Consider the following 24,740-nt stretch of genomic DNA (forward strand, 5'->3'; position numbering starts at 1 on the left):
TACGCTTGGCAAATTCAACCCACCCTACGATTTCTCCTTCCGCCGCCCCTTCGGCGCGATTGCGACAACCTGCAGCAGATCCTTGCGCACGGCCTCGATGTGCCGCTCCAGGAATCGGCAGGCCTCCTCGACCTTCTGGGCGCGGCATAGCGCGATCAGGTGAGCGTGCTCTTTCTCGGCCGTCCCCATCGCCTTGGTGTTGGAGAGCTGCAGGCGCGTGTAGCGGTCGCTGGTCTGCAGCAATGACAACACGATCGCGCGGGTCCGCGGCTGCGGGGCGTGCATATAGAGCGCCAAATGGAAGTCGGCGTTGAGCTGGCCCCAATCGCTGACATTCTTGGCCTTGATCGCCTTCTCAAACTGCCTGTGGATGTCGTCGAGCGCGTCGAAATCGTCGGCGGAGAAATGCGGCGCCGACTGCGCCAGCAGGCGCGGCTCCAGAATGCAGCGGAGATCGAACACGTCGTTGATCTCGTCCAGCGACAGCTCCGAGACGATGGCGCCCTTCTGCGGCACGATCCGCACCAGGCCTTCGGCCTCGAGCTGGAACAGCGCTTCGCGGACCGGAATGCGGCTGACGCCATAGGCCTCGCCGAGCGCGTCCTGGCGCAGCTGCGATCCCGCCGGATAGGTGCCGTCGAGGATCGCCTGCCTGAGCTGGTCGACGATCGCGGCCGACAGGGTGCGATGCTTCAGAGGCTGCTTCATCTGACCTTCTGTTGTCCTTTTTCCGACTCGCTCAGTCGACGCGGTCCCTGTCTTGCATGGCGGGGTGCCCGGCAAAAGCCAACCAGGCCACAAAAACGAGGTGCCCAGCAAAAGCGCGGGGTGACGCCGAAATGACCGCAATCTCCGTTTGACTCCCAAAATGTATAAATTATACATTTGATAATCGCACGATAAATCTTTCGGGGGTTGGGGCCTTCATGATCGAGCAGACGATGCCGGCCACGCGCGCGCTCAGCGTCCGACGTACGATCGTCCGGATGTCGAGCGCCCTCCTTGCCTTCGAGCGGCTGGCGCTGATGGGCCTGATGTATCTGCTCACCGGCCTGATCCTGGTGAACGTCGTCACCCGCTACTCGCATTTCCCGATCTACTGGATCGACGAATCCGCTGTCTATTGCGTGGTCTGGCTGACCTTCATCGGGGCATCCGCGATGACCCGGCTGCGGCTCGATTTCGCCGTGACCATGTTGACGGAGCGGCTTTCGCCGCAGCACCAGAAGATCGCCAAGGTGATCTCGACCGGCCTCGTCGTCGTGTTCGGCCTCGCTTTGATCGTCACCTGCGTGCTCTGGATGGACCCGGTCGGCCTTGCCCGGGTCGGCTTCGACGGGCGCAAGCTGGCAGGCGAGACCTTCAACTTCCTCTACACCGAGCGGACCCAGACGCTGAACTGGCCGACCTGGGTGATGTACCTGACGCTCCCGATCTTCGCGGTGTCCATGACCATCCACGGCCTCGCCAATCTCCTGGAAGACCTTGGATTGGTGCCGCGCACGAAGCTGAGCGGTTTTCAGCTCTCCGAGCTCGACGGGGTCAATTGATGGTTACGTCAGCGGCCTTCATGGCATTCATGCTGGTCGGCGTGCCGATCGGCCTTTGCCTCTGCCTCGCCGGCCTTGTCTACATCGCGGCGTCAGGCAATCCGGTGCTGTTCCAGTCCTACCCGCTGCAGCTGTTCGGCGGCGTCGACAGCTATGGCCTGATCGCCATTCCGCTCTTCATCCTGATCGGCGAGATCATGAACGGCGGCGGCATCACCCGTCGCATCGTCGACATGGCGATGGCGTTCGTCGGCTCGCTCAAGGGCGGCCTCGCCTACGTCAACATCCTCGCCAACATGTTCATCTCCTCCATCCTGGGATCGGCGACCGCGCAGGTCGCGATCATGGCGCAGATCATGGTGCCGGAGATGGAGAAGAAGGGCTATGACAAGACCTTCGCGGCCGGCCTCACCGCCTATGGCGGCATGCTCGGTCCGATCATCCCGCCATCGGTGATGTTCGTGGTCTATAGCGTGCTGGCGCAGGTCTCGGTCAGCGACATGCTGATCGCCGGTATCGTGCCGGGCGTCATCCTCACCGTGATGTTCTGCCTCGTCATCGCGCTGATGGGCTACATCTACAACTATCCGCGCGCGGATTATCAGACGCCGCGCCAGCGCGTCATGACGATCCTGCGGACGTCACCGACGCTGCTGATCCCGATCGTCATCGTCGGCACCATTCTTGGCGGCCTCGCCAACGCGACCGAATCCGCCGCCGTCGGCGCGGTCGCCGCCGCGCTGGTCGGAAAGTTCTGGACCAAGGAATTCGAGTTCTCCCAGCTGCCGCAGATGATGCTGCGCAGCGCGATCTATTCGGCGATCGTGCTGTTCCTGGTCGCGGCCGCGGCCGTGTTCTCCTGGGTCCTGATCTTCGGCAAGGTGCCGCAGGAGACCGCCGCCTGGATCCAGACGGCAGCGAAAGACCCAGTCAGCTTCATGCTGATCTGCAACGTCATCCTGCTGGTGATCGGCACGGTGATCGACGGCATCCCCGGCCTGATCATGACGGTGCCGATCCTGCTGCCCGTTGCGACCGAGGTCTATCACATCGATCCCAGGCATTTTGGCGTGGTGGTCGTGATCAACCTGGTGCTCGGCCTGCTGTCGCCGCCGGTCGGGCTCTGCTTCTTCGTCGCGGCCGCCGTCACCGGCGCCAAGCCCGGCAAGATGTTCATGGTGACGCTGCCGTTCTTCGTCATCTCCTGCGTCCTCCTGGTGCTGCTCTCGCTCTACCCCTCGCTCTCGCTGATCCTCGTCAAATAGGCTCGTTCAAAAGGAAGCCCGACCATGCCGTTGTCACGCCGCCGCTTTCTCGCCGCCAGTGCTGCCGCATCGGTGTTCGCACCGTCGCTGGCGCTGGCCCAGGCCAAGGAATTCCGCCTGGGCCTGATCACGCCGAACGGTCACTCCTGGAACAAGGCCGCGCTCAAGTTCGGCGACGAGCTCAAGGCCGCCTCCAATGGTCGCCTGACCTTGACCGTGTTTCACTCCGGCCAGCTCGGCAACGAGACCGCGATGATGCAGCAATTGCAGTCCGGCGCCCTCGACATGGGCTTCATCCAGGCCGCCGAGCTCGGCTCACGCGTGCCGCATATCGCTGCGATCAACGCGCCCTACATCGTGCGCTCGACGCCGGCGGTAGCGAAATTCGTGCGGCATCCGGCGGCGGTCAAACTGTTTGAGGTGCTGCCGCAGGAGACCGGCACGATCGGACTCGGCTGGGGCATCACCGGCATGCGCGCGGTGTTCTCGTCCAGGGACCTGAATTCGCTCGCCGACATCAAGGGCATGAAGCTGCGCATCAACCCGACGCCGGTCTATCGCGATTTCTATTCCTCGCTGGGGGCGGCGCCCACCCCGATCCCGACGCCGCAGGTGTTCGACGCCATGGCCAACGGCCAGGTCGACGGCCTCGAGGCCGATCTCGAATTCTCCTGGAACCAGCGCTTCGACAAAGTCTCCAAGGTCATTCTGCAGATGAACGCCGTCTTCATGCCGATGGCGGCCGTCGTCTCCGGCCGGGTCTGGCAGTCGCTGCCGCCAGCCGATCGCGAGCTGATCACCAAGCTGGTGAAGTCGACGCTGGACGCGCAGATCGACGAGCTGGCCGGCAACGAGCCAACGCTGATCGAGAACTTCAAGAACGCCCCGATCCCGATCCGCCAGGTCCCGGCCGGCGACACCGAGGCCGTCATTGCCGAGTTCGACAAGATCTGGCTGCCCAAGGCGCCCGTCCTCGCCGAACTGCGCAAGGTCGGCGCGACGCTCTGAACCATCCGTCATCCCTATTTCGCCACGACCGGCGGCCCCAGCCCCCCGCCGGCAATACACTTGGAGTGAACTCATGAGCCGCCGCGTTACCTGGGAAGGCGTCTTCCCGGCCGTCACCACCCAATTCAATGACGACCTGTCGCTCAATATCGATGCAACTGCGAAGGTGATGGACGGGTTGATCCGCGATGGTGTCTCCGGCCTGATCGTCTGCGGCTCGGTCGGCGAGAACACCTCGCTCGAGCGCAAGGAGAAGGTCGCGATCATGGAGACCGCCAAATCGGTCGCGGCCGGCCGCGTGCCCGTGCTGTGCGGCATTGCCGAATTCACCACGGCCTTCGCGGTCGAGACCGCCAAGGAAGCCGCGCGCGTCGGTATCGACGGCGTCATGGTGATGCCCGCGCTGGTCTATTCGTCCAAGCCGCACGAGACCGCCGCTCATTTCCGCGCCGTCGCGAGCGCAACCGACCTGCCGGTGATGCTCTACAACAATCCGCCGATCTACAAGAACGATGTCACCCCCGACATCCTGGCCTCGCTGGCGGACGTCGAAACGGTCGTCTGCTTCAAGGACTCCTCCGGCGACACGCGGCGCTTCATCGACACCCGCAACATGGTCGGCGACCGCTTCGTGCTGTTCGCCGGCCTCGACGACGTCATCGTCGAGAGCGTCGCCATGGGCGCGGTGGGCTGGGTCTCCGGCATGTCGAATGCGTTTCCGCGTGAGGGCGAGACGCTGTTCCGCCTCGCCAAGGCCGGCCGCTTCGCCGAAGCCATGCCGCTCTACGAATGGTTCATGCCGCTCTTGCATCTCGACGCGCGCCCCGACCTCGTCCAGTGCATCAAGCTGTGCGAGCACATCATGGGCCGCGGCACCGCGCTGACCCGCCCGCCCCGCCTCGCGCTGCTGCCGCACGAGAAGGCCGAGGTCGAGGCCATGATGGCCAAGGCGCTGAAGAACCGGCCGCGCCTGCCGGATGTCGGCCTGAAGGCGGCGTGAGGGCAGGCCTCCTAGGGTGGGCAAAGCGACTTGTCCGCCGTAGCTCAAAGAGCGAAGGCGGGAGCGTGCCCACCACCTGGCTCTATCATGAAGAGATGGTGGGCACGGCGCTATGCGCCTTTGCCCACCCCACGGCACCTACGCTCGCAATGACGGCGACCTAGGAAGCCGCCCGCTTCCTCTTCGCATTCAGCGCCGACGCCACGCGGCTCACCGGCGGCTTGCCCAGCACACCGGCCATCGCGTTCGTCGCCGCCAGCAGCTTGTCCATGTCGACGCCGGTCCTGATGCCCATGCCTTCGAGCATGTAGACGACGTCCTCGGTCGCGACGTTGCCGGTCGCGCCCGGCGCGTAGGGACAGCCGCCGAGACCGCCGGCCGCGGCATCGATGACGCGGACGCCCTCCTCCATCCCGGCATAGAGATTGGCGAGGGCCTGGCCGTAAGTGTCGTGGAAATGCATTGCCAGCTTTGCGGGGGGAACGTTGGCGGCAACCGCGCGCAGCATCTCCTTCGCCTTGGCTGGCGTGCCGACGCCGATGGTGTCGCCGAGCGAGATCTCGTAGCAGCCGAGGTCGAACAGCGTGCGCGCGAGATCAGCGACGGCCTTCGGCTTGATCTCCCCATCGAACGGGCAGCCCAGCACGCAGGAGATATAGCCGCGCACCGGTATGCCGTCGGCCCTGGCGCGCGCCAGCACCGGCTTGAAGCGCTCGATAGACTCGGCGACGGTGCAATTGATGTTGGCCCGCGAAAAGCCTTCGGAGGCCGCTGCGAACACCGAGACCACCTTCGCGCCCGCGGCGCGCGCGGCATCGTAGCCCTTCTCGTTCGGCACCAGCACGTGGAATTCAGCGCCCGTCACGTGGGCGATACCGCGCAGCACGGCATCCGAGCTTGCCATTTGCGGGATCGCCTTGGGCGAGACGAAGGCGCCGACCTCGACCGTATCGAGGCCAGCCGCGACCAGGGCCTCGATGAAGACGATGCGGGCTTCGACGTTGACCGGAACCTTTTCGTTCTGAAGCCCGTCGCGCGGCCCCATTTCGACGATGCGGACCTGGTCGCTCATGTCACTCTCCCGCAGGCTCGACCACGGCAAGCTCGATGCCCTCCTGCACGATGTCGCCGACCTTGCACTTGACGGACTTCAGCACGCCGGCATAGGGCGCGCGCAGCGTCTGCTCCATCTTCATCACCTCGAGGGTGAGGATCGGTGCCCCCTTTTCGAGCGTCGCCCCCTCCTCGGCCAGCACGGCGACAACGGTCCCCGGCAGCGGCGCCGCAATCTTGTCCTCGCCGGTGTGCTCCTCGCTCTCGCCCCCGAACGGATCGACCCAATGCAGGTCGAAGCGGCCGTTGCGCGTGCGCAGATACAGCTCATGGCCGTCGATCACGGCCGCTACGGACGATTGCACGCCATCGAGTGTCAGATCGAAGCCGCCATCCTTCGCGGCAATCGTGAACGCCAGCTCGCGCTCCCCGATCACCAGCGTCGACGGCCCGCTGCCGTAGTTCAGGATGATCTTCTGCTCCTGGCCATGGCCGACACGAAAGGCAAAACTGCGCTGGCGACGGCCGACCGGCTGCCAGCCGAATGTTTGCCAGGGCGAATGCGCCTCCGCCTGCGCCGCCTGTCGCTCGTCGTTGATCACAGCGGCCACCGCGGCGCACAGCTCGAGTTCTCCGGGCGCCGGCGACGCAGACGTCAGAACGGCGAGCTCGCGCTCGATGAAGCCGGTGTCGATCGCATTGGCCCGCACCTTCGGGTGCGTCATCAGCGCCGACAGGAACGGGATGTTGGTGACGATGCCGCGAACGTCGGACTCTTCCAGACCCCTGTTCAGCCGCTCGATCGCGACATCGCGCGTCGGCGCCCATGCGATCATCTTGGCGAGCATCGCGTCGTAATACGGAGAGACGCTGTCGCCCTCGCGATAGCCGGCATCGATGCGCAGGCCGCCGGTTTCCTCCGGCAGCCGCCAGGTCGAAATCCGGCCGACCGACGGCATGAAATTCTTGGTCGGATTTTCCGCGTAGACGCGTGCCTCGACGGCATGGCCGTTGAGCTTGATCTCGTCCTGCTTGAGCGGCAGTGCCTCGCCGAAGGCGACGCGCAATTGCCATTCGACGAGGTCGATGCCCGTGATCAGCTCGGTCACGGGATGCTCGACCTGCAGGCGCGTGTTCATCTCGATGAAGAAGACGTCCTTGCCGTCGGAGACGAACTCGATCGTGCCCGCGCCGACATAGTTCACCGCGCCTGCCGCCTTTCGCGCGGCGGCGCAGACGGTCTCGCGCTGGGCGGCGTTGAGCGTCGGCGACGGCGCCTCCTCGATCACCTTCTGGTGCCGGCGCTGCAACGTGCATTCGCGCTCGAACAGCGACAAGAGGTTGCCGTGGCTGTCGCCGATCACCTGCACTTCGATATGCCGGGGATTGTCGACATATTTTTCGATCAGCATGCGGTCGTCGCCAAACGCGGCCTTTGCCTCGCGCTTGGCGCTGACGATTGCGGGCCCGAGTTCGTCTGCCGAGCGCACGATGCGCATGCCGCGGCCACCGCCGCCGGCGGACGCCTTCACCAGGATAGGGAATCCGACTTTCTCGGCCGCCTTCGCCAGCGTCGCATCGTCCTGGGCTTCGCCGTGATAGCCGGGCACCAGCGGCACGCCGGCCTTCTCCATCAGCGCCTTGGAGCCCGATTTCGAGCCCATCGCATTCATCATCTCGGCGGTCGGGCCGACGAAGACGAGGCCGGATTCGTAACAGGCCTGTGCGAACTCGGCATTCTCCGACAGGAAACCATAGCCGGGATGCACGGCTTCGGCGCCGGTCTTGCGCGCCGCCTCGATCAGCCGCTGGATATTGAGATAGCTGTCGCGGGCGCGCGCGGGCCCGAGCAGCACGGCCTCGTCCGCGAGCGCGACATGCATCGCATCGCGGTCGGCCTCGGAATAGACCGCAACCGTGCGCAGGCCCATGGCGCGGGCGGTGCGGATGACGCGGCAGGCGATCTCGCCGCGGTTGGCGATCAGGAGCGTGCGAAAACGCCGGTAGAGCTTTGAGCGGTCCATCGCATCACATCCTGAACAGGCCGAATTTCGTCGGCTCGATCGGCGCATTCGACGCCGCCGAGAGGCCAAGGCCGAGCACGAGGCGCGTGTCGGCGGGGTCGATCACGCCGTCGTCCCACAGCCGCGCAGTGGCGTAATACGGATGCCCCTGGCTCTCATACTGGTCTCGGATGGGCTTGCGGAATGTCTCTTCCTCGTCCTTCGACCAGCTATCGCCCTTGGCCTCGATATTGTCGCGGCGGACCTGGCTCAGCACCATCGAGGCCTGCTCGCCGCCCATCACCGAAATGCGCGCGTTCGGCCACATCCACAGGAAGCGCGGCGAGTAGGCGCGGCCGCACATGCCGTAATTGCCGGCGCCGTAGGAGCCGCCGATCACGACGGTGAATTTCGGCACCGAGGCGGTCGCAACCGCCGTCACCAGCTTGGCACCGTCGCGGGCGATGCCGCCGGCCTCGTATTTCTTGCCGACCATGAAGCCCGTGATGTTCTGCAGGAACACCAGGGGAATGCCGCGCTGGCAGCACAGCTCGATGAAATGCGCGCCCTTCAGCGAGCTCTCGCTGAACAGGATACCGTTGTTGGCGATGATGCCGACCGGATAGCCCCAGATATGGGCGAAACCGCACACCAGCGTCGTGCCATAGAGCTTCTTGAACTCGTCGAACTCGGAACCGTCGACGACACGCGCGATGATGTCGCGCACGTCGAACGGCTTGCGGCCGTCGACCGGCACCACGCCATAGATCTCCTCCGCGGCAAACAGCGGATCGCGCGGCTTGTGCATGTTGAGGTTCGGCCGCGTGGATGGCTTCAGCGTCCCTACGATACGCCGGGCGATACCGATCGCGTGGGCATCGTTCTGGGCGTAATGGTCGGTGACGCCCGATTGCCGCGAATGCACATCGGCGCCTCCGAGCTCCTCGGCGCTGACGACCTCGCCGGTCGCGGCCTTCACCAGCGGCGGGCCGCCGAGGAAGATGGTGCCCTGGTTGCGTACGATGATGCTCTCGTCCGACATCGCGGGAACATAGGCGCCGCCGGCGGTGCAGGAGCCCATCACGATCGCGACCTGGGGAATGCCAGCTGAGGACATTTGCGCCTGATTGTAGAAGATGCGGCCGAAATGCCGCTCGTCCGGAAATATCTCGTCCTGCAGCGGCAGGAAGGCGCCGCCGGAATCCACCATATAGACGCAGGGAAGGTTGTTCTGCCGCGCGATGTCCTGGGCGCGCAGATGCTTCTTCACCGTCATGGGGTAATAGGTGCCGCCCTTGATGGTGGCATCATTGGCGACGATGACGCATTCGCGCCCCGCGATGCGCCCCACCCCCGTCACGACGCTCGCCGAATGCACGTCGCCGCCGTAGAGGCCGTAGGCCGCGAGCGGCGACAGCTCCATGAACGCAGTGCCGGGATCGACCAGCAGGTCGACGCGCTGACGCGCCAGCATCTTGCCACGCGATGTGTGACGGTTGCGCGAAGCCTCGCCGCCGCCGCCAGCGACTTGGGCGAGCTTTTCGCGCAAGTCTGCGACGAGGCCGCGCATGGCCTCGGCATTGCGCGCAAAGTCAGATGAAGAGGTATCGATGCTGGAATGAAGCGGCATGATGATCCCAATTGTGTGGAGGTCTTAAGCCGTCTCGGCCATCAGTTCGCGGCCGATCAGCATCCGGCGCACTTCCGAAGTCCCGGCGCCGATCTCGTAGAGTTTTGCGTCACGCCACAGACGTCCCACGGGGAATTCGCTGGTGTAGCCGACGCCGCCGAGCGCCTGGATCGCCTCGCCCGCCATCCAGGTCGCCTTCTCGGCGGAATAGAGGATCGCGGCAGCCGCGTCCTTGCGCAGGGTTCGCGCGTGGTCGGCGCGGTCGCAGGCGCGCCCGACCGCATAGACATAGGCGCGCGTGGCCTGCCAGGTTGCATACATGTCCGCGAGCTTGCCCTGCATCAGTTGGAAATCGCCGATCGGCTGGCCGAACTGCTTGCGTTCGTGCATGTAGGGCACCACCGCATCCATGCAGGCCGCCATGATTCCGAGGGGGCCGCCGGACAGCACCGCACGCTCATAGTCGAGGCCGGACATCAGCACCTTGACGCCCTCGCCCACCTTGCCGATCACGTTCTCCTCCGGCACCTCGCACTCGTCGAAGAACAAGGGATAGGTGTTGGAGCCGCGCATGCCGAGCTTGTCGAGATGCTGGCCGTGAGTGAAGCCCTTGAAGCCCTTCTCGACGAGGAAAGCCGTCATGCCGCGCGGGCCGGCCTCCGGATCGGTCTTGGCGTAGACCACCAGCACGTCGGCGTCGCCGCCATTGGTGATCCACATCTTTGAGCCGTTGAGCACGTAGCGGTCGCCGCGCTTGTCGGCGCGCAGCTTCATCGAGACCACGTCGGAGCCGGCGCCGGGCTCCGACATCGCGAGCGCGCCGACATATTCGCCGGAGATCAGCTTCGGCAGATAGCGCTGGCGCTGCGCGTCGTTGCCGTTGCGGCGGATCTGGTTGACGCAGAGGTTGGAATGGGCGCCGTAGGACAGCCCGACCGCGGCCGAGCCGCGCGAAATCTCTTCCATCGCGACGATATGGGCGAGATAGCCCATGCTGGAGCCGCCATATTGCTCCGGCGCGGTCATTCCGAGCAGGCCGAGGTCGCCGAAACGCTTCCACAGGTCGGCCGGGAACAGATTGGCCTTCTCGATCTCGGCGGCGCGCGGGGTGATCTCCGCCTCCACGAACGCGCGCAGCGTGTCGCGCAGCATGCCGATGTCTTCGCCCAGATCGAAATCGATGCTCGGGATGTTCAAGACGATTCCTCCGTATTTTGGGGACCGAACCTAGCGGGGTCAGGGCCCTTCTGCGGTCGAAAAGGTTGCATTTTCCGCCAAACTTGGCGAGGATTTTCCAATGCCCTTTCAAGCCGCAACCGCGATCCCGCGCCGCGCCGTCACCCCTGCCGCCTTCGTCCGCGGCGTGGTTGCCGCCTACGAACGGTACGGCCGCGATCCGGCCGAGGCGCTCAGCCGGGGTCAGGTAGCGCCAGACCTTGTCAATTCTCCGGACGGGCGGATCACGGCAGCCCAGTTCGAGGCCCTGGCGGGCCATGCCATGCGCGAGCTCGACGACGAAGCGCTCGGCTGGTTCTCGCGGCGCCTGCCGTTCGGCACATACGGCATGCTTTGCCGCGCCTCGATCACGGCGCCGACGCTGGAGGTCGCGCTCAAGCGCTGGTGTCGGCATCATCGCCTGATCACCGAGGACGTGCTGCTCGACCTCGAGGTCGGCGAGGAGACCGCGGAGGTCTCCATCCGGGAGCTGCGCGATCTCGGGGCGTTGCGCGAATTCTGCCTGGTCACGCTGCTTCGCTACGTGCTCGGCTTCTCCTGTTGGGCCGTCGACTCCAGGATCGCGCTGCGCGCCGCGGAATTCCCGCACGCCGAGCCTGGCCATGTCTCGGTCTATCCGACCATCTTCTGCCGGAACATCCGTTTCGATGCCGACCGCGCCCGCATCGTCTTCGACAAGCACTATCTCTCGCTGCCGCTGACGCGCAGTCCGAGCGATCTCGACAACATGCTCAAGGGTGCGCTCAGGCTGACCGTGCTGCCCTATCGGCGCGACCGGCTGCTGGTCGAGCGTGTCCGCCGCGTGCTCCGTCATGCGCGCGGTCGCAGCCTCGGCGCCGAGGATGTCGCAAGCGAGCTTGCGCTCTCCACCCGCACCATGCATCGCCGCCTGCGCGAGGAAGCAACCTCGCTGCGCGATCTCAAGGAGGAGGCGAAATTCGAATTGGCAAAGCAGGAGCTGATGCGCGGCCGCACGCCGATCAAGCGGATCGCCGAGATCGCAGGCTTCCGCAACGAGAAGAGCTTTTCCCGCGCCTTTCGCAGCTGGACCGGCGCAAGCCCACGCGAGTTTCGCGGGCGGTATCGCTAAGAGGTCATCGGCAAGAGCGCATTGCGCCTATCCGGCACGATGCCGGGGGCGTGGGCGCTCCGCCGCAGCGACCTGCCCCTCAGACGTTTACGGCCTCCGGGATGATCCCGAAGGCCGTAAAGGTCGAAGCCACCAGTCCGAACCCGGTCAATTCGAATTGGTCTGCGCGCCGGGCCGAAGCTTGGGATGCTTTGCCTGCTTCGGTTGGAAGGCCAGCGCGTCGTTGGTCTTGGCGCCACCGCTCTGCGCGCACACGCCACCGATACCGCCGGCAGCGGCGCGGCAAGCCTCCATCGTCGGATAGCCGCAGCCGTGAGCGGCCTGGGCGCCATTCGTGATGCAATAATCTTCCGCTTTCGCAGTCGGCGCCGTCAGCACCAGAAACGCAGACGCAAACAGCGTCGCCGCGGAAACTGCGAACGTTTTCGAAACCGAGGTCATGTTGTCTTGTCCTAGTTAGGAAGTCCCACAAAGAGCTCCCGACATGCGACGCGCGTCGATCGCTCATCCCCCGCATGTAGGCCAATCGACGGAACCATCAATCACGGCTCAGCGCATTGCAGGGATGTGATAATCACATTTCTCAGTTAGGTGATCTAATCAGCAATATAATGCCGATGCAGCGCGCCTGTGCAGGCCGGCCAGGCCGAAGACGATCGCCTCCGACTTGTTCGCAATTGATCCAAATGCGATGCGGCTCGCCCGGTGGTGTGACCTGCTAACGCGCAGACGCTGCCGCGTCATCCTGCAGCGGCAGCGGCACGTCCTTGGCAACACCCAGCACCGGGAAGCTGCGGACGTTCTTCACGTCGGGCATCGCCGCGAAATGCAGAAGCTGCTGGCGCATGCTCTCGACGCTCGGCGCGACACATTTCAGGAGATAGTCGGTGTCGCCGGAAATCCGCCAGCACTGCTGGATGCGCGGGATCGCCGATATCGAGCTCTCGAACGCCTCCAGCACCGGCTGCGCCTGGCTGCCCAGCTGGATCCAGACGAACGAGACCACCTCATAGCCAAGCCGACGCTCGTCGAGGACGGCCCGCACCGCGCGGATCACGCCGCGGCTGAACAGCGATTTCAGCCGCCGCAGGCAGTTCGGCGCGGACACGCCGACGCGCAGCGCCAGCTCGTTGTTGCGCACCCGCCCGTCCTGCTGCAGCTCGGATAAGATCTTCAGATCGACGCCGTCGAGCTGCTCACGCCCCGCCATCCCCTGCCCTCGTCATGAGCCTGTCACGGCCGCCAGCGAAGCACGCGGCGGAATTGGTGCCAAGAGGCTGGAGCTGCGCATGGCGCGCCCGTGTTCGAGCAGCACACCTCTCAGCGTCATGGCCGGGCATAGCCGTCCGAAGGACGGCGTCGCTTTCCGCTCGCCTTTGTCCCGACCTTCCACGTTCTTTCTTCGGCGCCCAAAACGTGGATGCCCGGGCCTTCGCCTCGCCGAAGCGGCTTCGGCCGCGCAGGCGGGCCAAGCCCGGCATGACGAATTCGGCGTAAGTGGATTCAGGCGGTTAGTGCGTCCAGGGCTCGCCGCGACGGAACGAGAAATTGTCGGCGTAAGCGACCGGGCGGCGGATCGAATCCTGCGGCTCAATGACCTGGTAGGCGATGCCCTTGCGCTCGCAATAGGCGACCGCCTCTTCCTTGCTGTGGAAGCGGAGCGTGATCTGCTGCTTCATGTCGCCCGACGAGGTCCAGCCCATCAGCGGCTCGACCGAGCGCGGCTGCTCCGGCTCGTAGTCCAGCTGCCATTCCTTCGTCTTGGACCGGCCGGATTGCATCGCGTTCTTGGCGGGCTTGAAAATGCGTGCGGTCATGGGTGGTCCGGGCCTCGCTTTTCGTCTTTCGTTCGATTTCGATGCGTCAGGGTGGCAGTTGGTGCAAACCTCAGGGATAGTATAGAGACACCGGTTGGGAACTGCTTGGTGATTCCGGCCCCCGTAGCCTCTGCGACGGTATAGTCATTATGCTGCACCGTGACAATTGCGTACCCGCCTTCCGCGCCGGGATCCCGCCCGGCGGCACCGTCTCCCCCACCTCAGCCTGTCCGCCCCCCTCGAGAGCTCCCCTCGCATGGCCTTCCTGAACATCAACGCCACGCTTCCCGACAAAGGCCGCGATCTCCGGCTCGACCTGTTTCGCGGCGTCGCGAACTGGGCGATCTTCCTCGACCACATCCCCGACAACGTCGTGAACTGGATCACGACGCGCAATTACGGCTTTTCCGACGCCGCCGATCTGTTCGTCTTCATCTCCGGCTACACCGCCTCCTTCGTCTACGCGCGGATGATGCTGGACCGCGGCTTCCTCGTCGGCGCCACCCGGCTGACCAAGCGGGTCTGGCAGCTCTACGTCGCCCACATCATCCTGTTCGTGATCTATATCGCCTCGATCAGCTATCTGGCGCTGCGCTTCGGCGACAGCGAGATGATCAACGAGTTCAACGTCGCCGGCCTCGTCGACAACGCCACCGAGACGCTGCGCCAGGGCCTGTTCCTCCGCTTCAAGCCGCTCAATCTCGACGTGCTGCCGCTCTACATCGTGCTGATGGGGCTGTTTCCGCCGGTGCTGTGGTTCATGCTGCGCAAGCCCGACGTGACGATGGTGCTGTCGATCGTTCTGTGGCTGGTCGCGCGTCACTTCGGCTGGAATCTGAACGCCTATCCGGCCGGCCAGTGGTACTTCAACCCGTATTGCTGGCAGGTGCTGTTCGTGTTCGGCGCCTGGTGTGCGATGGGCGGCGCGCGGCGTTCGATGACGCTGATCAACGCGCCGGTCACGCTCTATCTCTGCCTCGGCTATCTCCTGTTCGCGCTGGTCATGACCATGGCGGGCCGCTTCCCCGCCTTCGGCGGCATGTTCCCGGAATGGCTGTTCTCGGCCTTCAACCCGAACGACAAGACCAACCTCGCGCCCTATCGCTTCATCCACTTCGTCGTGATCGTGATCCTGGTGATCCGCTTCGTGCCGAAGGAATGGCCGGGGCTGGAATGGAAGGTGTTCGATCCCCTGATCGTCTGCGGCCAGCAGTCGCTCGCCGTGTTCTGCGTCGGCGTGTTCCTGTCCTTCGTCGGCCATTTCGAGCTGTCGATGAGCTCGGGCTCGCTGCTCGCGCAGATCTTCGTCAGCGTCGCCGGCATTGCGATCATGACGACGGTGGCCTATTACATCTCGTGGTCAAAGAAGCAGGACAAGCCGCTGAAGCCGCCACCGCCGAAGCCGGCCACCGCGTCCTGAGCACGGAACGCTGCCGTTCGGAGCACGCCGTTTGGTCGGCTCGACGGCCGTCGACCGGGATCGATTGACCTGGGTCAACCGGGGGTGGCGCCAACCGGCCTAATGTCGTCGCGACAAGGCGCCGCCGCACCGATGTCGGCGGCCTTCCCTCGGACAAGGCTCAAAGCACATGCCCTCTCATTTTCACGCCGTGGTATGGATCGACCATTCGCAGGCAAGGATCTTCCATCTCGGCCTGAGCGGCTCCGACGAAATCACGTTGCACCCGCAGTTGGCGACGCGTCATCTTCATCACAAAGCGAACGCCGTCGGCAGCGGTCACGCCGCGCCCGACAAGGCGTTCTACGCTGAAGTGAGCAAAGCCCTCGCCGATGCCGGGGAGATTCTCATCATCGGCCCGGCGAGTGCAAAGACGGAGCTTGCCAACCACATTCGCGCCAACGCGCCCGATATCGCCAAGCGCATTGCTGCGGTGGAAGCGGCCGATCATCCCTCGGACGCCGAAATCATCGCCTACGCCAAACGACATTTCAAACTGCCGCTGCCGCGCGTGCAGGCACCGGGATAGTCCGGACGAGCGGCATTCGGCCCGGGCCGGACGGCCTCAGCAACAAGCCGGGGCGCGGTGATGGCTCATTGCGGGCTCATCGCGTCAGGCCGCTTCCTCGCCGTCGAACTCCGTGAATTTCTTGTAGATCCAGTCGCGGCCGTCGTGACGACGCCAGACCTTGCCGTACACCAGCTGCCCGTTGATCGAGCGGCGGGGCACGATCACCGTCCAGAGGTGCCAGATCTCGCTCCAGCTCGACTGCGGCCCGGCGGTTCGGAGATTGTGGTCGAAAGACATGGCATAGAACTCACTGACGCAGAACTCACTGGCGCAGACCTCAACTGATGCGAACGCCGCGACGAATTGTGGTCTTGTGAGAGCACGGTTTGCAGCCCCCGTCGGGAGCCCAGACCGATCTGATAATGATCGCCGGAGCGGCCGCAACAGCCGCTCGTCCTTAACCTAACCGGTCAACCTTACCTCCCGTGGCATGCAGCCACGAGCGGTTGAAAGCCGGCGCCGACTTAACTAGAGTGCGCGCACGATTTGAGAACGACCGTGCCGTCTTGGGCGCGTGGTTATTTGATTGAGCTGACGTCCAATTTTGCGATTGAATTTTCGAGAGTTCGTCAGGGCGACCACAATGAATTTGCAATGTGCACGTCTGCGCCTGGCGCTGCGATCGGCGCCGCCTGCGTCGATCGCGAGAACACCAGCGCAAGACCCGCCGACAGCCGCCAACGACAACCAGATGGTCTGGCCGTTCGTCCCGTTTCCGGCGGGCTGGCACGCATCGGGTTGACCGGCCGGATCTCACAGGAATGACGTCCGAAAAGCGCAACGCCGCGCAAGCGGAATATCATCGCTTGGCGGCGTCCGTTTAGATATTGGGCGCTGAAATCCCCAACACACATATGTCTACGGCGACAGCCAAAGGTTCGATGAGACGCCGGCAATTCCATGCCGGACAGCGGCCCCAATTCCTTGAAACTTCGCACGGAGGTCGCGGAGCGACGTCACGCACTGCCTGTCAGAATCAGGTCAGAACCGCAGCGAAAAGTTCAGGAAAATCAACGAAGGGACTGGTCGGGGCAGCTGGATTCGAACCAACGACCTGCAGTACCCAAAACTGCCGCGCTACCAGGCTGCGCTATACCCCGAATGTCCGGCGAGCCCCGTCGATACACGCTTCCAAAGGCGCCAGCAAGCTTACAAACCAGCGCCAGCACGGCTGCCAGTGCCGCTCGCCGGCCACCCCTATTTGCTGCCGAACAGCCGGTGGCCGACGCGGTCGCCGGGGCGGATGCCGTATTTCTGCGCCGTTCCCGCCACCACCTCGAGGACGGCTCGGGCCGGCCCCTTGGACGAGATAATCCTGGTCGACAGCGGCTCGGTGTTCTCGGCGATGCGCAGGATGCGGCCGTTGGCGCCGATGAAGATCATGTCGAGCGAGACATAGGTGTTCTTCATCCACATCGAGATTTCTTGCTCGGGATTGAAGTCGAACAGCATGCCTTTGCCGTCCGCAAGCTCCTTGCGGTACATCAGGCCGGTCTGCTTCTCCTCCTCAGTCGTCGCCATTTCGACCGAGAACACCTGCACGCCGTTCTTGGTGACGATCTCCAGCGGCTGGAAGCTGGCGGCGCCGGCGGGCGCGCTGGCGACGGCACAGCCGGTGATGACGAGGATGGCGGCGAGCCAGCCCTTCAGAGCGGACCGGACAGCCTTTCGATCAAATTTCATGGGAGACACTCGAGGCGTGGGACTGGAACGAGTGCTTACGCGGCGGTCGCCGGAAAAGCCAGAGGCGCGCCGGCCTGCCGGCGCGCCTCTATTGCTCACGATTGCGGGATGAAAGCTCGCGCACAATCGAATGTGCGTCTCGCACCTAGTGCGACTGCAATCCCGGCGATCCGGTCTCGGGATGGATCTCGGCGGCCATCATGCCCTTGGAGCCGGGCCCGAAGCGGACCAGGACGTACTGGCCGGGCCTGAGCTCGGTCATGCCGAAGCGGCGCAGCGTCTCCATGTGCACGAAGATGTCGGGCGTGCCCTCGCCGCAGGTCAGGAAGCCGAAGCCGCGCAGCCGGTTGAACCATTTGACCTGGGCCCGCTCCAGCCCGCTGGTTGGGGTGACCGTGACATGGGTGCGCGGCGGCAGCATCTGCGCCGGATGGATCGCGGTCGACTCGTCCATCGAGACCACGCGGAACGCCTGGTAACCCTTGGCGCGCTGGATGCACTCGACGACGATGCGGGCGCCCTCATAGGCGGTCTGGAAGCCGTCGCGCCTAAGCACGGTAACGTGCAGGAGCACGTCCGGCCAGCCATTGTCGGGAACGATGAAGCCGTAACCTTTGGAGGCATCGAACCATTTGATGACGCCGTGGACTTCGACGAGGTTGGCGCTGGCTTCGCCCAACCCGCTGAAGGGATTGAGGCCGCTGTCGCGGCCGGCGCCGCCGTGCTCACCCGGCGTGATCCGCCCGGGCGATACTCCCTGCCCGGGAACTCCGAGCTTTTTGGACTCAAATCCGTCCGACGACCCCATAACCCCGGACCCCACACTGTCATGCGACCCGCCTCAGCAGCGGTGTCGAATCACGCGTCTTTCGAGAACCTTCTCAACTGGACGCGACGCGAATCTTTCGACTCAAAAGATAACACTCCCGGTTGCGAGGCATAGACAAAAAAGAGATTCGCCGGAACCTATGAACAGCTTGCACAGCCGCGAATCAAATTGATGCCTCAATTGCCGACAAAGGGCCCGAGCGTTTCGCCGATGTCGTGATGGATGACGAGGTCGGCGATGTCGTCCTGCTCGGTCGGCTCGCGATTGATGATCACCAAACGTGCACCGGCGTTCTTCGCCATCATCGGAAAGCCCGCCGCCGGCCACACCACGAGCGAGGAACCGATGGCGATGAAGAGGTCGCAGGCTTGCGACAGCGCGGTTGCGCGCTGCATTTCGTCATCAGGCATCATCTGGCCGAAAGAGATCGTGGCGGTCTTCACCGGTTCGTCGCAGGCGGCGCAGTTGGGTGCGGCGCCCTCCTCGTCGAAGCGACGCTTCACCCAGTCGAGCGGATAGGCCTGCCCGCATCCGATGCAGCGCGCATAAGTGGTATTGCCGTGAAGTTCAATCACGTGCTCGCCGGCGAAGCCGGAGGCCTGGTGCAGATTGTCGATGTTCTGGGTGATGACGGCGGGAACCTTGCCGGCGCGGTAGAGCGAAGCCAGCGCGCGATGGCCGCGGCCGGGCTTTGCTGCCGCGAACACCTCTTCCATCGCAAAACGCCGGCGCCAGGATTCGTCCCGGGCCTGCCGGCTTGCGACGAACTCGCCGAACTCGATCGGACGATAGCGCGTCCAAAGTCCGCCCGGCGAGCGGAAGTCCGGAATGCCGCATTCGGTCGAGATGCCGGCGCCGGTGAACGGCACGATGACCCTTGCCTCGGCGATCATGTCGCCGAGCCGTTCAACGCCGCTCTGAAGATCCGATGCAATCAATCGCGGCCTCCCCGATTCGTCTTGCCCTGGCAGCAACATGCGCAAGCGGCAAGATTGTTGACGCTCTTATCAAGCGCTAACGCGATGCGCTCGGCAATTTTTTCCGGCCCTCGCTTATCACAATCCTGCAATGCCTCCTCCCCATTGACGCCCCATTCAGGAGCATCAATGGATGCGTGAATGCGACTCAAGATGATGCGGCGGCGTACTTGAGTTCAGTTAGTAAACCCGAGGGGATGGCTATGACCGAAGACGAACAACGCAAAGCCCGTGAGCGCGATGAGATCGCCGCCCGTGTCGCCGCCTTCCGTGCCACGCAGGAAAAATTCAAGCGCGAGCGTGAAGAGTATTTTGTGTCGACGCTCGAGAATGCCCGCAAGGTCGAACGGCCCTCACTCTGGCCGTAAGACGCATCTGATCAATACAATGCGCATGAAAAAAGCCCGGAGCATCGCTCCGGGCTTTTCGCTTGTTACGCTTGTCAGTCGCTACCAATGGCGCCAGTGGTGATGGTGCCGGTAGTACGGTCCGCCGCCGTAATAGGCGTAGGAGCCAGGCCCGTAATAATAGTCGGGGCCGTCATAATAGCCGTAGCGAGGGCCGTAATAGCCGTAGGGATGGGACGCTGCGACCGCGCCCGCGGTGATTGCGCCGGCGGCGAGGCCGAATGCGAGGCCCGGGCCGATGCCCCGCCCGCGTGCCTCGGCAGGCGCAGGGGCTGCAACCGCGGTCACGCCGACGGCTGCGACGGTGGCCAGAACTGCCAGTGTCTTCTTCATGCTCTCCTCCTTCGCGTCTTGCCGAGATAACGACCAGCGCCTGCGATAGTTGCGCACAGGGTGCGGAACCGGCCCCGCAAAAAAATCGGCTGCGGCCGGAACGAAACCATCGGGTCCGCATTGCCCTTCCAAGTGCGGGAGCCTCCGCCATCCGGGTTGAGGCAACAGCACGAAGACCCCGTCGGCATCTCCGCGATGCCGGCGGGGTTTTTCCGTTTCAGGGGAGCAATTGGCAGCACACGACATTGGCTGCCAACGGGGCGGACGATCGAGGAGGAAGGTTTGCCATTATCCGCTTTGCTGGCCCGTATCCGCAAACTGGTTCCGAGATCCGACGATCGGCATTACGACGAGATCGTCCGCAACTTCGGTGTCGGCACGCTGCACCCGCCGCCGACGCCGATGAGCGACCGCGAACTGGCGCGGGCCATCGCCGAGTTCCTGAAAGACAAGCCGTCGAGCGAATCCGTTGCAGCCCTCGGCCGCCGCCTCGACCCCTCCTCTCCGGTTTGAGGTGCTTCGAAGTTTTTCGGCGGGAGCATGGAACCAGGAATACGCGCGGACGTTGAATCCTCTTCACGTAAAGTGGAAGTGGCCGACATGCCCGCCTGGCTCGAAGTCTTGCTCAACCTGTCCGGCTATGCCGGCTTCGTGGCGCTCGCCTCGCGCGGCACCGCGTGCCCGCGCGATGTCGCCGACAATCGCAGCTACAGCGACGACCGCTAATTGGCGTGCGCCGCTCTAATTGGCGTGCGCCGCTTGGCCCGCCGTGCGCACCAACCGATCCGCCTTGACCGCGACGCGCGTGTCCTCGACCTGCGGCCGCAGTGAGAAGCTGACCACTACGAAAGCGAGACAGAACAGCGTGCCGACAATGGCGACGCGCCGGTAGGTGTGCCGGTCGCCCTGGTAAAAGGAAGGCTGTGAAAAAGGTGTCATGACAAAATTGCTTCTTGGCAAAGTCGTTTATTGCTTGTCCTTGCCAGACACCTACCCCAAGCAGCGCCAAGCGCAACGCGATTGGGCTTTTAACCTAACCGAATAGGGTTATCGGCTTCCGCGCAAATGATCGTTAGGATTTGCGCGAAGCGCCGCTCGCGGCGAGCCGCTTTCGATCGCGAAGCCGAGGTTGCGCCAGCGCGACTTGCCGACCGGCTTTGTTCCAGCTTCGACACTCTTTCGTTCTCGAAGAACGAATCGGAATCGAAGAAACCGGCGCGGAGCAGGTCTTAATAAAACGTACCAGCAGCGCGCGGCACGACACGATCACGGCGTATCAGGAGACGGCGCATCAGGAGATATCGTCTCGGGAAATGTCGCATCGGAAGACGCCGCATCAGCAGACGTCGGTGGCACCTGCGGCACAGACGGCCTGGCTTTGCGCATGCGCGGGTGCCGATCATACCAGAACACTTTTGCGATCTCGGCGAGAAACCAGCACTCATCCATCTCGCTCTCTCCCTCGCCTCACTCCTTACGGAGCAAACGTTGAGAGAACTGTGCGAGGCCTCACGCTGTCCCGTTCTGATACGCGCGGCCGCATCGCTGCGAACAGGCGCAGCTTGTTCTGCATCCGACTCCATTTCGTTCTCGAAGAACGAATCGGAGTCGGAAAAATTAGCGCGAAGCGATTCCTAACGATCGATGAAAGCGCGCGACGCGACGTCTTCGGCGGCAGGACTCGTCGCCGGCACAATCTTCGGCGACAAGAATTTTGAGGCGACCGCAAACACGATGACGATCTCGCGGCACGGCTCGCATCGAAAGCTGTTGGCGGAAACCGCCGTCATCGGCTTGGCGCATCGCGGGCATGTCATGCGGGCCGAACGCTGACGGCGCAGGTTCGTTCCTGCGCCTCCATTCCCGCATGTGCGAGGGTGTCCATCGGCGCAGATCAAGCCGCCCGCTTCGCTTTGCCTTTCTCCGAGAAGCATTCCAGGATCTGAATGCGGAGCTCTTCGGCCGCCGGACCTTCGAGCCTCCTGAGCTCGTTCCAGAGCCTGATCACTTCGCGCTGTTTTTCGACGGTCATGAGTCACCTCCCATCTGTCCACCTAAGGCGCCTCACTAGAACAAAATGAGAACAAAAAGTCCAGTCCCTCGCGCGATGTTCGCTGGCATGCGACGTCCCCTGGCATGTCGCGTTGAACCTTTTCGGTGCAGCGCGGACCCATGGGAGCTGGGGATTTCAGCGCCCAGTCATATGGCAGCGCCGCCGTGGACGAACATATTCCGTCACCGCGGCGCTGTTGCTTTTTGGATCTTCAACTTTAAGTTAGAGCTACGGCTGGCGGCCAGGCGCTGAAATCCCAACGCCGTCAGCCAAAAGAGCCCCGCGCGAAAGCGCGGGGTTTTCTTTTGACCAGGGCCTTCTTCTGACTTTGCGGCCGACGGCCGCCCACCGCAGCAACGGGAACGAATTTTCCGTCCTTCGCATTGACGGCCGAACCAAGCGGTGCCGCCCGCCGCGCGAGACAGCGCAGCTGCGGAAGACACCGCGCCCGTCACTCTCGAGGCGCCGATGACCTGCGAGTTCTGCGAGGCAGAGATCCCGATCGGGCTTTCAGTCTGCCCGGCTTGCGGGAGACCGCAGAGCGCGCCCGGACAGGCCGACCGGCGCGCGCTGTGGTTTGTCCTGATCGTCGTGGTGATGTTCGGCATCGCCGTCGCCGAGCACCATTTGTTCGTCAGCAATTGATCGCTACGCCGTCTCGCAGACGAGCCGGCCGCAGCGACCTCGCCGGCGCCTCAGACGGCGTCCTTGGCGACCTTCAGCGGCGAGGCCTTGACCGACTTGCTCGCGGGCTTGGCCGCAAACTGCATCGGCTCCTTGGTGAACGGATTGACGCCCATGCGGGCTTCGGTCGCCGGCTTGTTCACCACCGACATCTTCACGAGGCCGGGAATGACGAACTCACCGGACTCGTTGAGCTCCTTGTAGCCGACCGTCGCCATGTATTCGATCACCGACTTCACGTCGTTCTTCGAAAGCTGCGTGCCCTCGGCAATTGCATCAATCAATTGGGTCTTCGTCATCTTCGCCATGTCTGAATTCCTTTTGTGCGCGCGAGCAACTTTCGCTGTGGACGCGGCCTGAAGCGCGGGGGGCGCGCTGCTGATTTCATGCCAGAGGTCATGAAGTGACGGGGCTTAGAACCCATCGAGGCCGAAAACGCAAGCAGGGGTTCTCCGGGGTTCCCGACTTCCTGTGCAAGATGTCGCAGGACGCTTTGAACCATTTTGCGGCTGGCGCGTCATATCATTGAAGTCCCTAAGCTTCACCCCACCAGAGAGCCCCGCTTCCCCCCAGGCGGGGTTTTCGCTTTTGGGGGGCATGGCAGATCGCCCCGGCTGCTATAAGAGCCTTGAGGGTTTCTCGTGGAGTGCTCATGAAGGTCGCTATCGTCGTCGCAGGCTTGATCGTCGTTGCTGTCGCGGCTCTCGTCGCGATCCAGCCGAGCTTCCTGAAGCCCGCGTCCCTTGCCCTCGTGAAGAAGTCCGACATCTTCGGCTTCTCACCCGGGATGACGTTCGAGGAGACCAGCAAGCTCGTCAATCAACGCCACTATCTCTGCCGCCCAAGCCGCAACGCCTCCACCCTCGAATGCGACATCAACGGCGCCAACGTCACGGTTGAAAGCGACGAGGCGGACGCCAGGCGCCCGATCTGGCGCGTCAATGCGACGTTGAACAATCCGGGGAAGCAGGACGCCGCGGTCAAATCGATCTCCGACCAGTTCAACGCGCAGGCCATCAAGGACCGTGAGGGATGGACATGGATCGTCGGCCGCGGGCTCAAGCTGAGCTATGACGGCCTCGCCTTGAACCTCGTCGACGAGGCCGCGGAGGCCCGGCTCCGCAAGGCGGAAGCAAAGCGCTAGGGCGTGACGTCACCTCGTCGTGAAACTTGTGGCCCGGCTCGCCTTGTTGACACTTCAGTAACCCAACGCCGCCAAGCTCCATTCAGTCTCGTTGCGTTGGAGTATCCTCACAGTGCTGGATTTTGAAGAGCTGCGTGAACTCGCAGCCGATGTTCGTGTTTTTGTCGAGCTCGCCGAGGACAAGGCCGAAGCGCTCAAAGCGGTCATCGCGGCCTATGACGTGGTGCTGGCGATCTTCCCCACCCACGAGGGCATGGGCCTCCATGTCATCAAGGGCAGCGAGATCCTGGACAGGATTGCAAAATCAGGCAGCCATGCGATCTACAGCCACACGGCGGTCGCGGTCCCCGACCTGCAACATGCGCAAGCGCTCAAGCTGCTGACGGCTCCGGTCGAACAACGGATCGCGGCCTAAGCATCATCCCGACCCGGAGGGCCGCGTTAACGCAAAGCGCGAAGCGGTTTTCCGGGAAGGTCATGCGCAACAACAACCCAAGGCGCGATGATCTCATCGCGCTTTGGTTGCAGGCAGCCGGCCCGGCTGCCGTCCCCGGGACTGCCGAGGTCCCGTCAGCGCAGCCGGTTCAAGACCTGGAGCGGGATCCATGATCCCAGCACCATGATGATCGCAACAGCCGCGACGACGACATATTTCAGCGGATTCTGCGACGAGGCGAGCGAACCTTCGAGGTGAAGGTAGGGGAGCACGAGGTCCATCGCCATTCCGACGAGGGCTATCGCAACCAGGGCGCCAAAAGCGCAGACAAGGACGTTGACGATCCATCCGATCGCCCCGCGCCCGTTCGACCACGCCTCGTAAATCGCGACCGCCAGCATCACCACAACAAAGACCAGCATGAAGCTCATCGAGCCGCCGACGCTCGACGTCGGGCCGAAGACTTCCAGCAGCAGCATGGCCACCACGGCAAGCAATGTGATCGTCTTCAC

Annotated in this window: 31 protein-coding genes and 1 tRNA gene; 14 read left to right on the plus strand and 18 right to left on the minus strand. The window is 63.8% G+C overall.

Features of this window, described 5'->3' with window-relative positions; genetic code table 11:
• Positions 1-24 precede the first annotated feature (24 nt).
• On the minus strand, positions 25-708 hold the full coding sequence (locus tag RPS27_RS25445) for a GntR family transcriptional regulator (RefSeq protein WP_212066478.1): 684 nt from the start codon (positions 706-708) through the stop codon (positions 25-27).
• A 233-nt stretch (positions 709-941) separates the two neighbouring features.
• Here RPS27_RS25445 and RPS27_RS25450 point away from each other — a divergent pair, with 233 nt between their 5' ends.
• From RPS27_RS25450 to RPS27_RS25465, 4 genes are all read left to right on the plus strand, one after another.
• A complete protein-coding gene (locus RPS27_RS25450) occupies positions 942-1,550 on the plus strand; it encodes a TRAP transporter small permease (RefSeq protein WP_212066652.1) in 609 nt (202 codons plus the stop codon).
• Complete coding sequence (locus RPS27_RS25455) at positions 1,550-2,815, plus strand: TRAP transporter large permease (protein WP_194402165.1); 1,266 nt, start codon at positions 1,550-1,552, stop codon at positions 2,813-2,815. The genes RPS27_RS25450 and RPS27_RS25455 overlap by 1 nt, the downstream gene beginning before the upstream one ends.
• Before the next feature lie 24 nt (positions 2,816-2,839).
• Entirely contained in the window at positions 2,840-3,823 is a 984-nt protein-coding gene (locus RPS27_RS25460) for a TRAP transporter substrate-binding protein (RefSeq protein ID WP_212066476.1), read from the plus strand.
• A 73-nt stretch (positions 3,824-3,896) separates the two neighbouring features.
• Positions 3,897-4,823 (plus strand): dihydrodipicolinate synthase family protein, encoded by a 927-nt coding sequence (locus RPS27_RS25465; RefSeq protein WP_212066472.1) that lies wholly within the window; start codon positions 3,897-3,899, stop codon positions 4,821-4,823.
• A 160-nt stretch (positions 4,824-4,983) separates the two neighbouring features.
• Here RPS27_RS25465 and RPS27_RS25470 read toward each other — a convergent pair whose 3' ends face one another.
• Genes RPS27_RS25470 through RPS27_RS25485 form a run of 4 tightly spaced genes read right to left on the minus strand, consistent with a single transcriptional unit; the run spans position 4,984 to position 10,706 of the window.
• Positions 4,984-5,895 (minus strand): hydroxymethylglutaryl-CoA lyase, encoded by a 912-nt coding sequence (locus RPS27_RS25470; RefSeq protein ID WP_212066469.1) that lies wholly within the window; start codon positions 5,893-5,895, stop codon positions 4,984-4,986.
• A gap of 1 nt (position 5,896) precedes the next feature.
• Complete coding sequence (locus RPS27_RS25475; RefSeq protein ID WP_212066467.1) at positions 5,897-7,900, minus strand: acetyl/propionyl/methylcrotonyl-CoA carboxylase subunit alpha; 2,004 nt, start codon at positions 7,898-7,900, stop codon at positions 5,897-5,899.
• Positions 7,901-7,904: 4 nt separating this feature from the next.
• Positions 7,905-9,509, minus strand: coding sequence for a carboxyl transferase domain-containing protein (locus tag RPS27_RS25480; RefSeq protein WP_211417127.1), 1,605 nt, complete (start codon positions 9,507-9,509; stop codon positions 7,905-7,907).
• Between the two features lie 24 nt (positions 9,510-9,533).
• Complete coding sequence (locus RPS27_RS25485; RefSeq protein ID WP_409517570.1) at positions 9,534-10,706, minus strand: isovaleryl-CoA dehydrogenase; 1,173 nt, start codon at positions 10,704-10,706, stop codon at positions 9,534-9,536.
• 100 nt (positions 10,707-10,806) lie between these two features.
• Here RPS27_RS25485 and RPS27_RS25490 point away from each other — a divergent pair, with 100 nt between their 5' ends.
• On the plus strand, positions 10,807-11,835 hold the full coding sequence (locus RPS27_RS25490; RefSeq protein WP_194402172.1) for an AraC family transcriptional regulator: 1,029 nt from the start codon (positions 10,807-10,809) through the stop codon (positions 11,833-11,835).
• Between the two features lie 147 nt (positions 11,836-11,982).
• Here the strand turns inward: RPS27_RS25490 and RPS27_RS25495 are convergent, their stop codons facing one another.
• The 3 genes from RPS27_RS25495 to RPS27_RS25505 form a co-directional block, all read right to left on the minus strand.
• Positions 11,983-12,276, minus strand: coding sequence for a DUF3551 domain-containing protein (locus RPS27_RS25495; protein ID WP_212066465.1), 294 nt, complete (start codon positions 12,274-12,276; stop codon positions 11,983-11,985).
• A gap of 277 nt (positions 12,277-12,553) precedes the next feature.
• The gene (locus RPS27_RS25500) at positions 12,554-13,045 is read right to left on the minus strand and encodes an Lrp/AsnC family transcriptional regulator (protein ID WP_212066463.1); all 492 of its coding nucleotides are present in this window, start codon (positions 13,043-13,045) and stop codon (positions 12,554-12,556) included.
• A 301-nt stretch (positions 13,046-13,346) separates the two neighbouring features.
• Positions 13,347-13,652: an ETC complex I subunit gene (locus RPS27_RS25505; protein WP_014495449.1), complete on the minus strand. Its 306-nt coding sequence runs from the start codon at positions 13,650-13,652 to the stop codon at positions 13,347-13,349.
• A gap of 256 nt (positions 13,653-13,908) precedes the next feature.
• Between RPS27_RS25505 and RPS27_RS25510 the strand changes: the two genes are divergently transcribed.
• On the plus strand, positions 13,909-15,072 hold the full coding sequence (locus RPS27_RS25510; RefSeq protein ID WP_212066461.1) for an OpgC domain-containing protein: 1,164 nt from the start codon (positions 13,909-13,911) through the stop codon (positions 15,070-15,072).
• Between the two features lie 190 nt (positions 15,073-15,262).
• Positions 15,263-15,640 (plus strand): translational machinery protein, encoded by a 378-nt coding sequence (locus RPS27_RS25515; protein WP_285812594.1) that lies wholly within the window; start codon positions 15,263-15,265, stop codon positions 15,638-15,640.
• Positions 15,641-15,724: 84 nt separating this feature from the next.
• Here the strand turns inward: RPS27_RS25515 and RPS27_RS25520 are convergent, their stop codons facing one another.
• A complete protein-coding gene (locus RPS27_RS25520; RefSeq protein ID WP_194402177.1) occupies positions 15,725-15,919 on the minus strand; it encodes a hypothetical protein in 195 nt (64 codons plus the stop codon).
• Between the two features lie 285 nt (positions 15,920-16,204).
• On the opposite strand from RPS27_RS25520, the gene RPS27_RS25525 reads away from it, so the two are divergent.
• Entirely contained in the window at positions 16,205-16,447 is a 243-nt protein-coding gene (locus RPS27_RS25525) for a hypothetical protein (RefSeq protein WP_212066457.1), read from the plus strand.
• 258 nt (positions 16,448-16,705) lie between these two features.
• Here the strand turns inward: RPS27_RS25525 and RPS27_RS25530 are convergent.
• From RPS27_RS25530 to RPS27_RS25545, 4 genes are all read right to left on the minus strand, one after another.
• Positions 16,706-16,782 (minus strand) — tRNA-Pro (locus RPS27_RS25530).
• Positions 16,783-16,879: 97 nt separating this feature from the next.
• Positions 16,880-17,365 (minus strand): DUF192 domain-containing protein, encoded by a 486-nt coding sequence (locus tag RPS27_RS25535; RefSeq protein WP_212066445.1) that lies wholly within the window; start codon positions 17,363-17,365, stop codon positions 16,880-16,882.
• A 145-nt stretch (positions 17,366-17,510) separates the two neighbouring features.
• The gene (locus RPS27_RS25540; RefSeq protein ID WP_194402179.1) at positions 17,511-18,173 is read right to left on the minus strand and encodes a cold-shock protein; all 663 of its coding nucleotides are present in this window, start codon (positions 18,171-18,173) and stop codon (positions 17,511-17,513) included.
• A gap of 197 nt (positions 18,174-18,370) precedes the next feature.
• Entirely contained in the window at positions 18,371-19,132 is a 762-nt protein-coding gene (locus tag RPS27_RS25545; RefSeq protein ID WP_212066443.1) for an NAD-dependent protein deacetylase, read from the minus strand.
• Positions 19,133-19,374: 242 nt separating this feature from the next.
• On the opposite strand from RPS27_RS25545, the gene RPS27_RS25550 reads away from it, so the two are divergent.
• Complete coding sequence (locus RPS27_RS25550; protein WP_194402181.1) at positions 19,375-19,539, plus strand: hypothetical protein; 165 nt, start codon at positions 19,375-19,377, stop codon at positions 19,537-19,539.
• A gap of 81 nt (positions 19,540-19,620) precedes the next feature.
• Here the strand turns inward: RPS27_RS25550 and RPS27_RS25555 are convergent, their stop codons facing one another.
• Complete coding sequence (locus RPS27_RS25555; RefSeq protein WP_038946706.1) at positions 19,621-19,911, minus strand: hypothetical protein; 291 nt, start codon at positions 19,909-19,911, stop codon at positions 19,621-19,623.
• A gap of 156 nt (positions 19,912-20,067) precedes the next feature.
• Between RPS27_RS25555 and RPS27_RS25560 the strand changes: the two genes are divergently transcribed.
• Together RPS27_RS25560 and RPS27_RS25565 are read left to right on the plus strand one after the other, a co-directional pair.
• Positions 20,068-20,424, plus strand: coding sequence for a hypothetical protein (locus tag RPS27_RS25560; RefSeq protein WP_249131682.1), 357 nt, complete (start codon positions 20,068-20,070; stop codon positions 20,422-20,424).
• Between the two features lie 87 nt (positions 20,425-20,511).
• The gene (locus RPS27_RS25565) at positions 20,512-20,637 is read left to right on the plus strand and encodes a hypothetical protein (RefSeq protein WP_283818363.1); all 126 of its coding nucleotides are present in this window, start codon (positions 20,512-20,514) and stop codon (positions 20,635-20,637) included.
• Positions 20,638-20,652: 15 nt separating this feature from the next.
• On the opposite strand, the gene RPS27_RS25570 is transcribed toward RPS27_RS25565, so the two are convergent.
• Together RPS27_RS25570 and RPS27_RS25575 are read right to left on the minus strand one after the other, a co-directional pair.
• Positions 20,653-20,850: a hypothetical protein gene (locus RPS27_RS25570; protein ID WP_194402182.1), complete on the minus strand. Its 198-nt coding sequence runs from the start codon at positions 20,848-20,850 to the stop codon at positions 20,653-20,655.
• 955 nt (positions 20,851-21,805) lie between these two features.
• Positions 21,806-21,943, minus strand: a complete 138-nt coding sequence (locus RPS27_RS25575; protein ID WP_194402184.1) for a hypothetical protein — start codon at positions 21,941-21,943, stop codon at positions 21,806-21,808.
• Between the two features lie 489 nt (positions 21,944-22,432).
• On the opposite strand from RPS27_RS25575, the gene RPS27_RS25580 reads away from it, so the two are divergent.
• Entirely contained in the window at positions 22,433-22,609 is a 177-nt protein-coding gene (locus RPS27_RS25580; RefSeq protein WP_212066441.1) for a hypothetical protein, read from the plus strand.
• 50 nt (positions 22,610-22,659) lie between these two features.
• Here the strand turns inward: RPS27_RS25580 and RPS27_RS25585 are convergent, their stop codons facing one another.
• The gene (locus RPS27_RS25585) at positions 22,660-22,956 is read right to left on the minus strand and encodes an HU family DNA-binding protein (RefSeq protein WP_313754699.1); all 297 of its coding nucleotides are present in this window, start codon (positions 22,954-22,956) and stop codon (positions 22,660-22,662) included.
• Between the two features lie 344 nt (positions 22,957-23,300).
• Here RPS27_RS25585 and RPS27_RS25590 point away from each other — a divergent pair, with 344 nt between their 5' ends.
• Both RPS27_RS25590 and RPS27_RS25595 read left to right on the plus strand, forming a co-directional pair.
• Entirely contained in the window at positions 23,301-23,792 is a 492-nt protein-coding gene (locus RPS27_RS25590; protein WP_212066439.1) for a hypothetical protein, read from the plus strand.
• Positions 23,793-23,904: 112 nt separating this feature from the next.
• On the plus strand, positions 23,905-24,207 hold the full coding sequence (locus RPS27_RS25595; protein WP_194402187.1) for a hypothetical protein: 303 nt from the start codon (positions 23,905-23,907) through the stop codon (positions 24,205-24,207).
• Between the two features lie 155 nt (positions 24,208-24,362).
• On the opposite strand, the gene RPS27_RS25600 is transcribed toward RPS27_RS25595, so the two are convergent.
• A complete protein-coding gene (locus RPS27_RS25600) occupies positions 24,363-24,740 on the minus strand; it encodes a hypothetical protein (RefSeq protein WP_212066437.1) in 378 nt (125 codons plus the stop codon).

It is taken from the genome of Bradyrhizobium sp. WYCCWR 12699 (assembly GCF_032144035.1).
Taxonomy (GTDB): Bacteria; Pseudomonadota; Alphaproteobacteria; order Rhizobiales; family Xanthobacteraceae; genus Bradyrhizobium.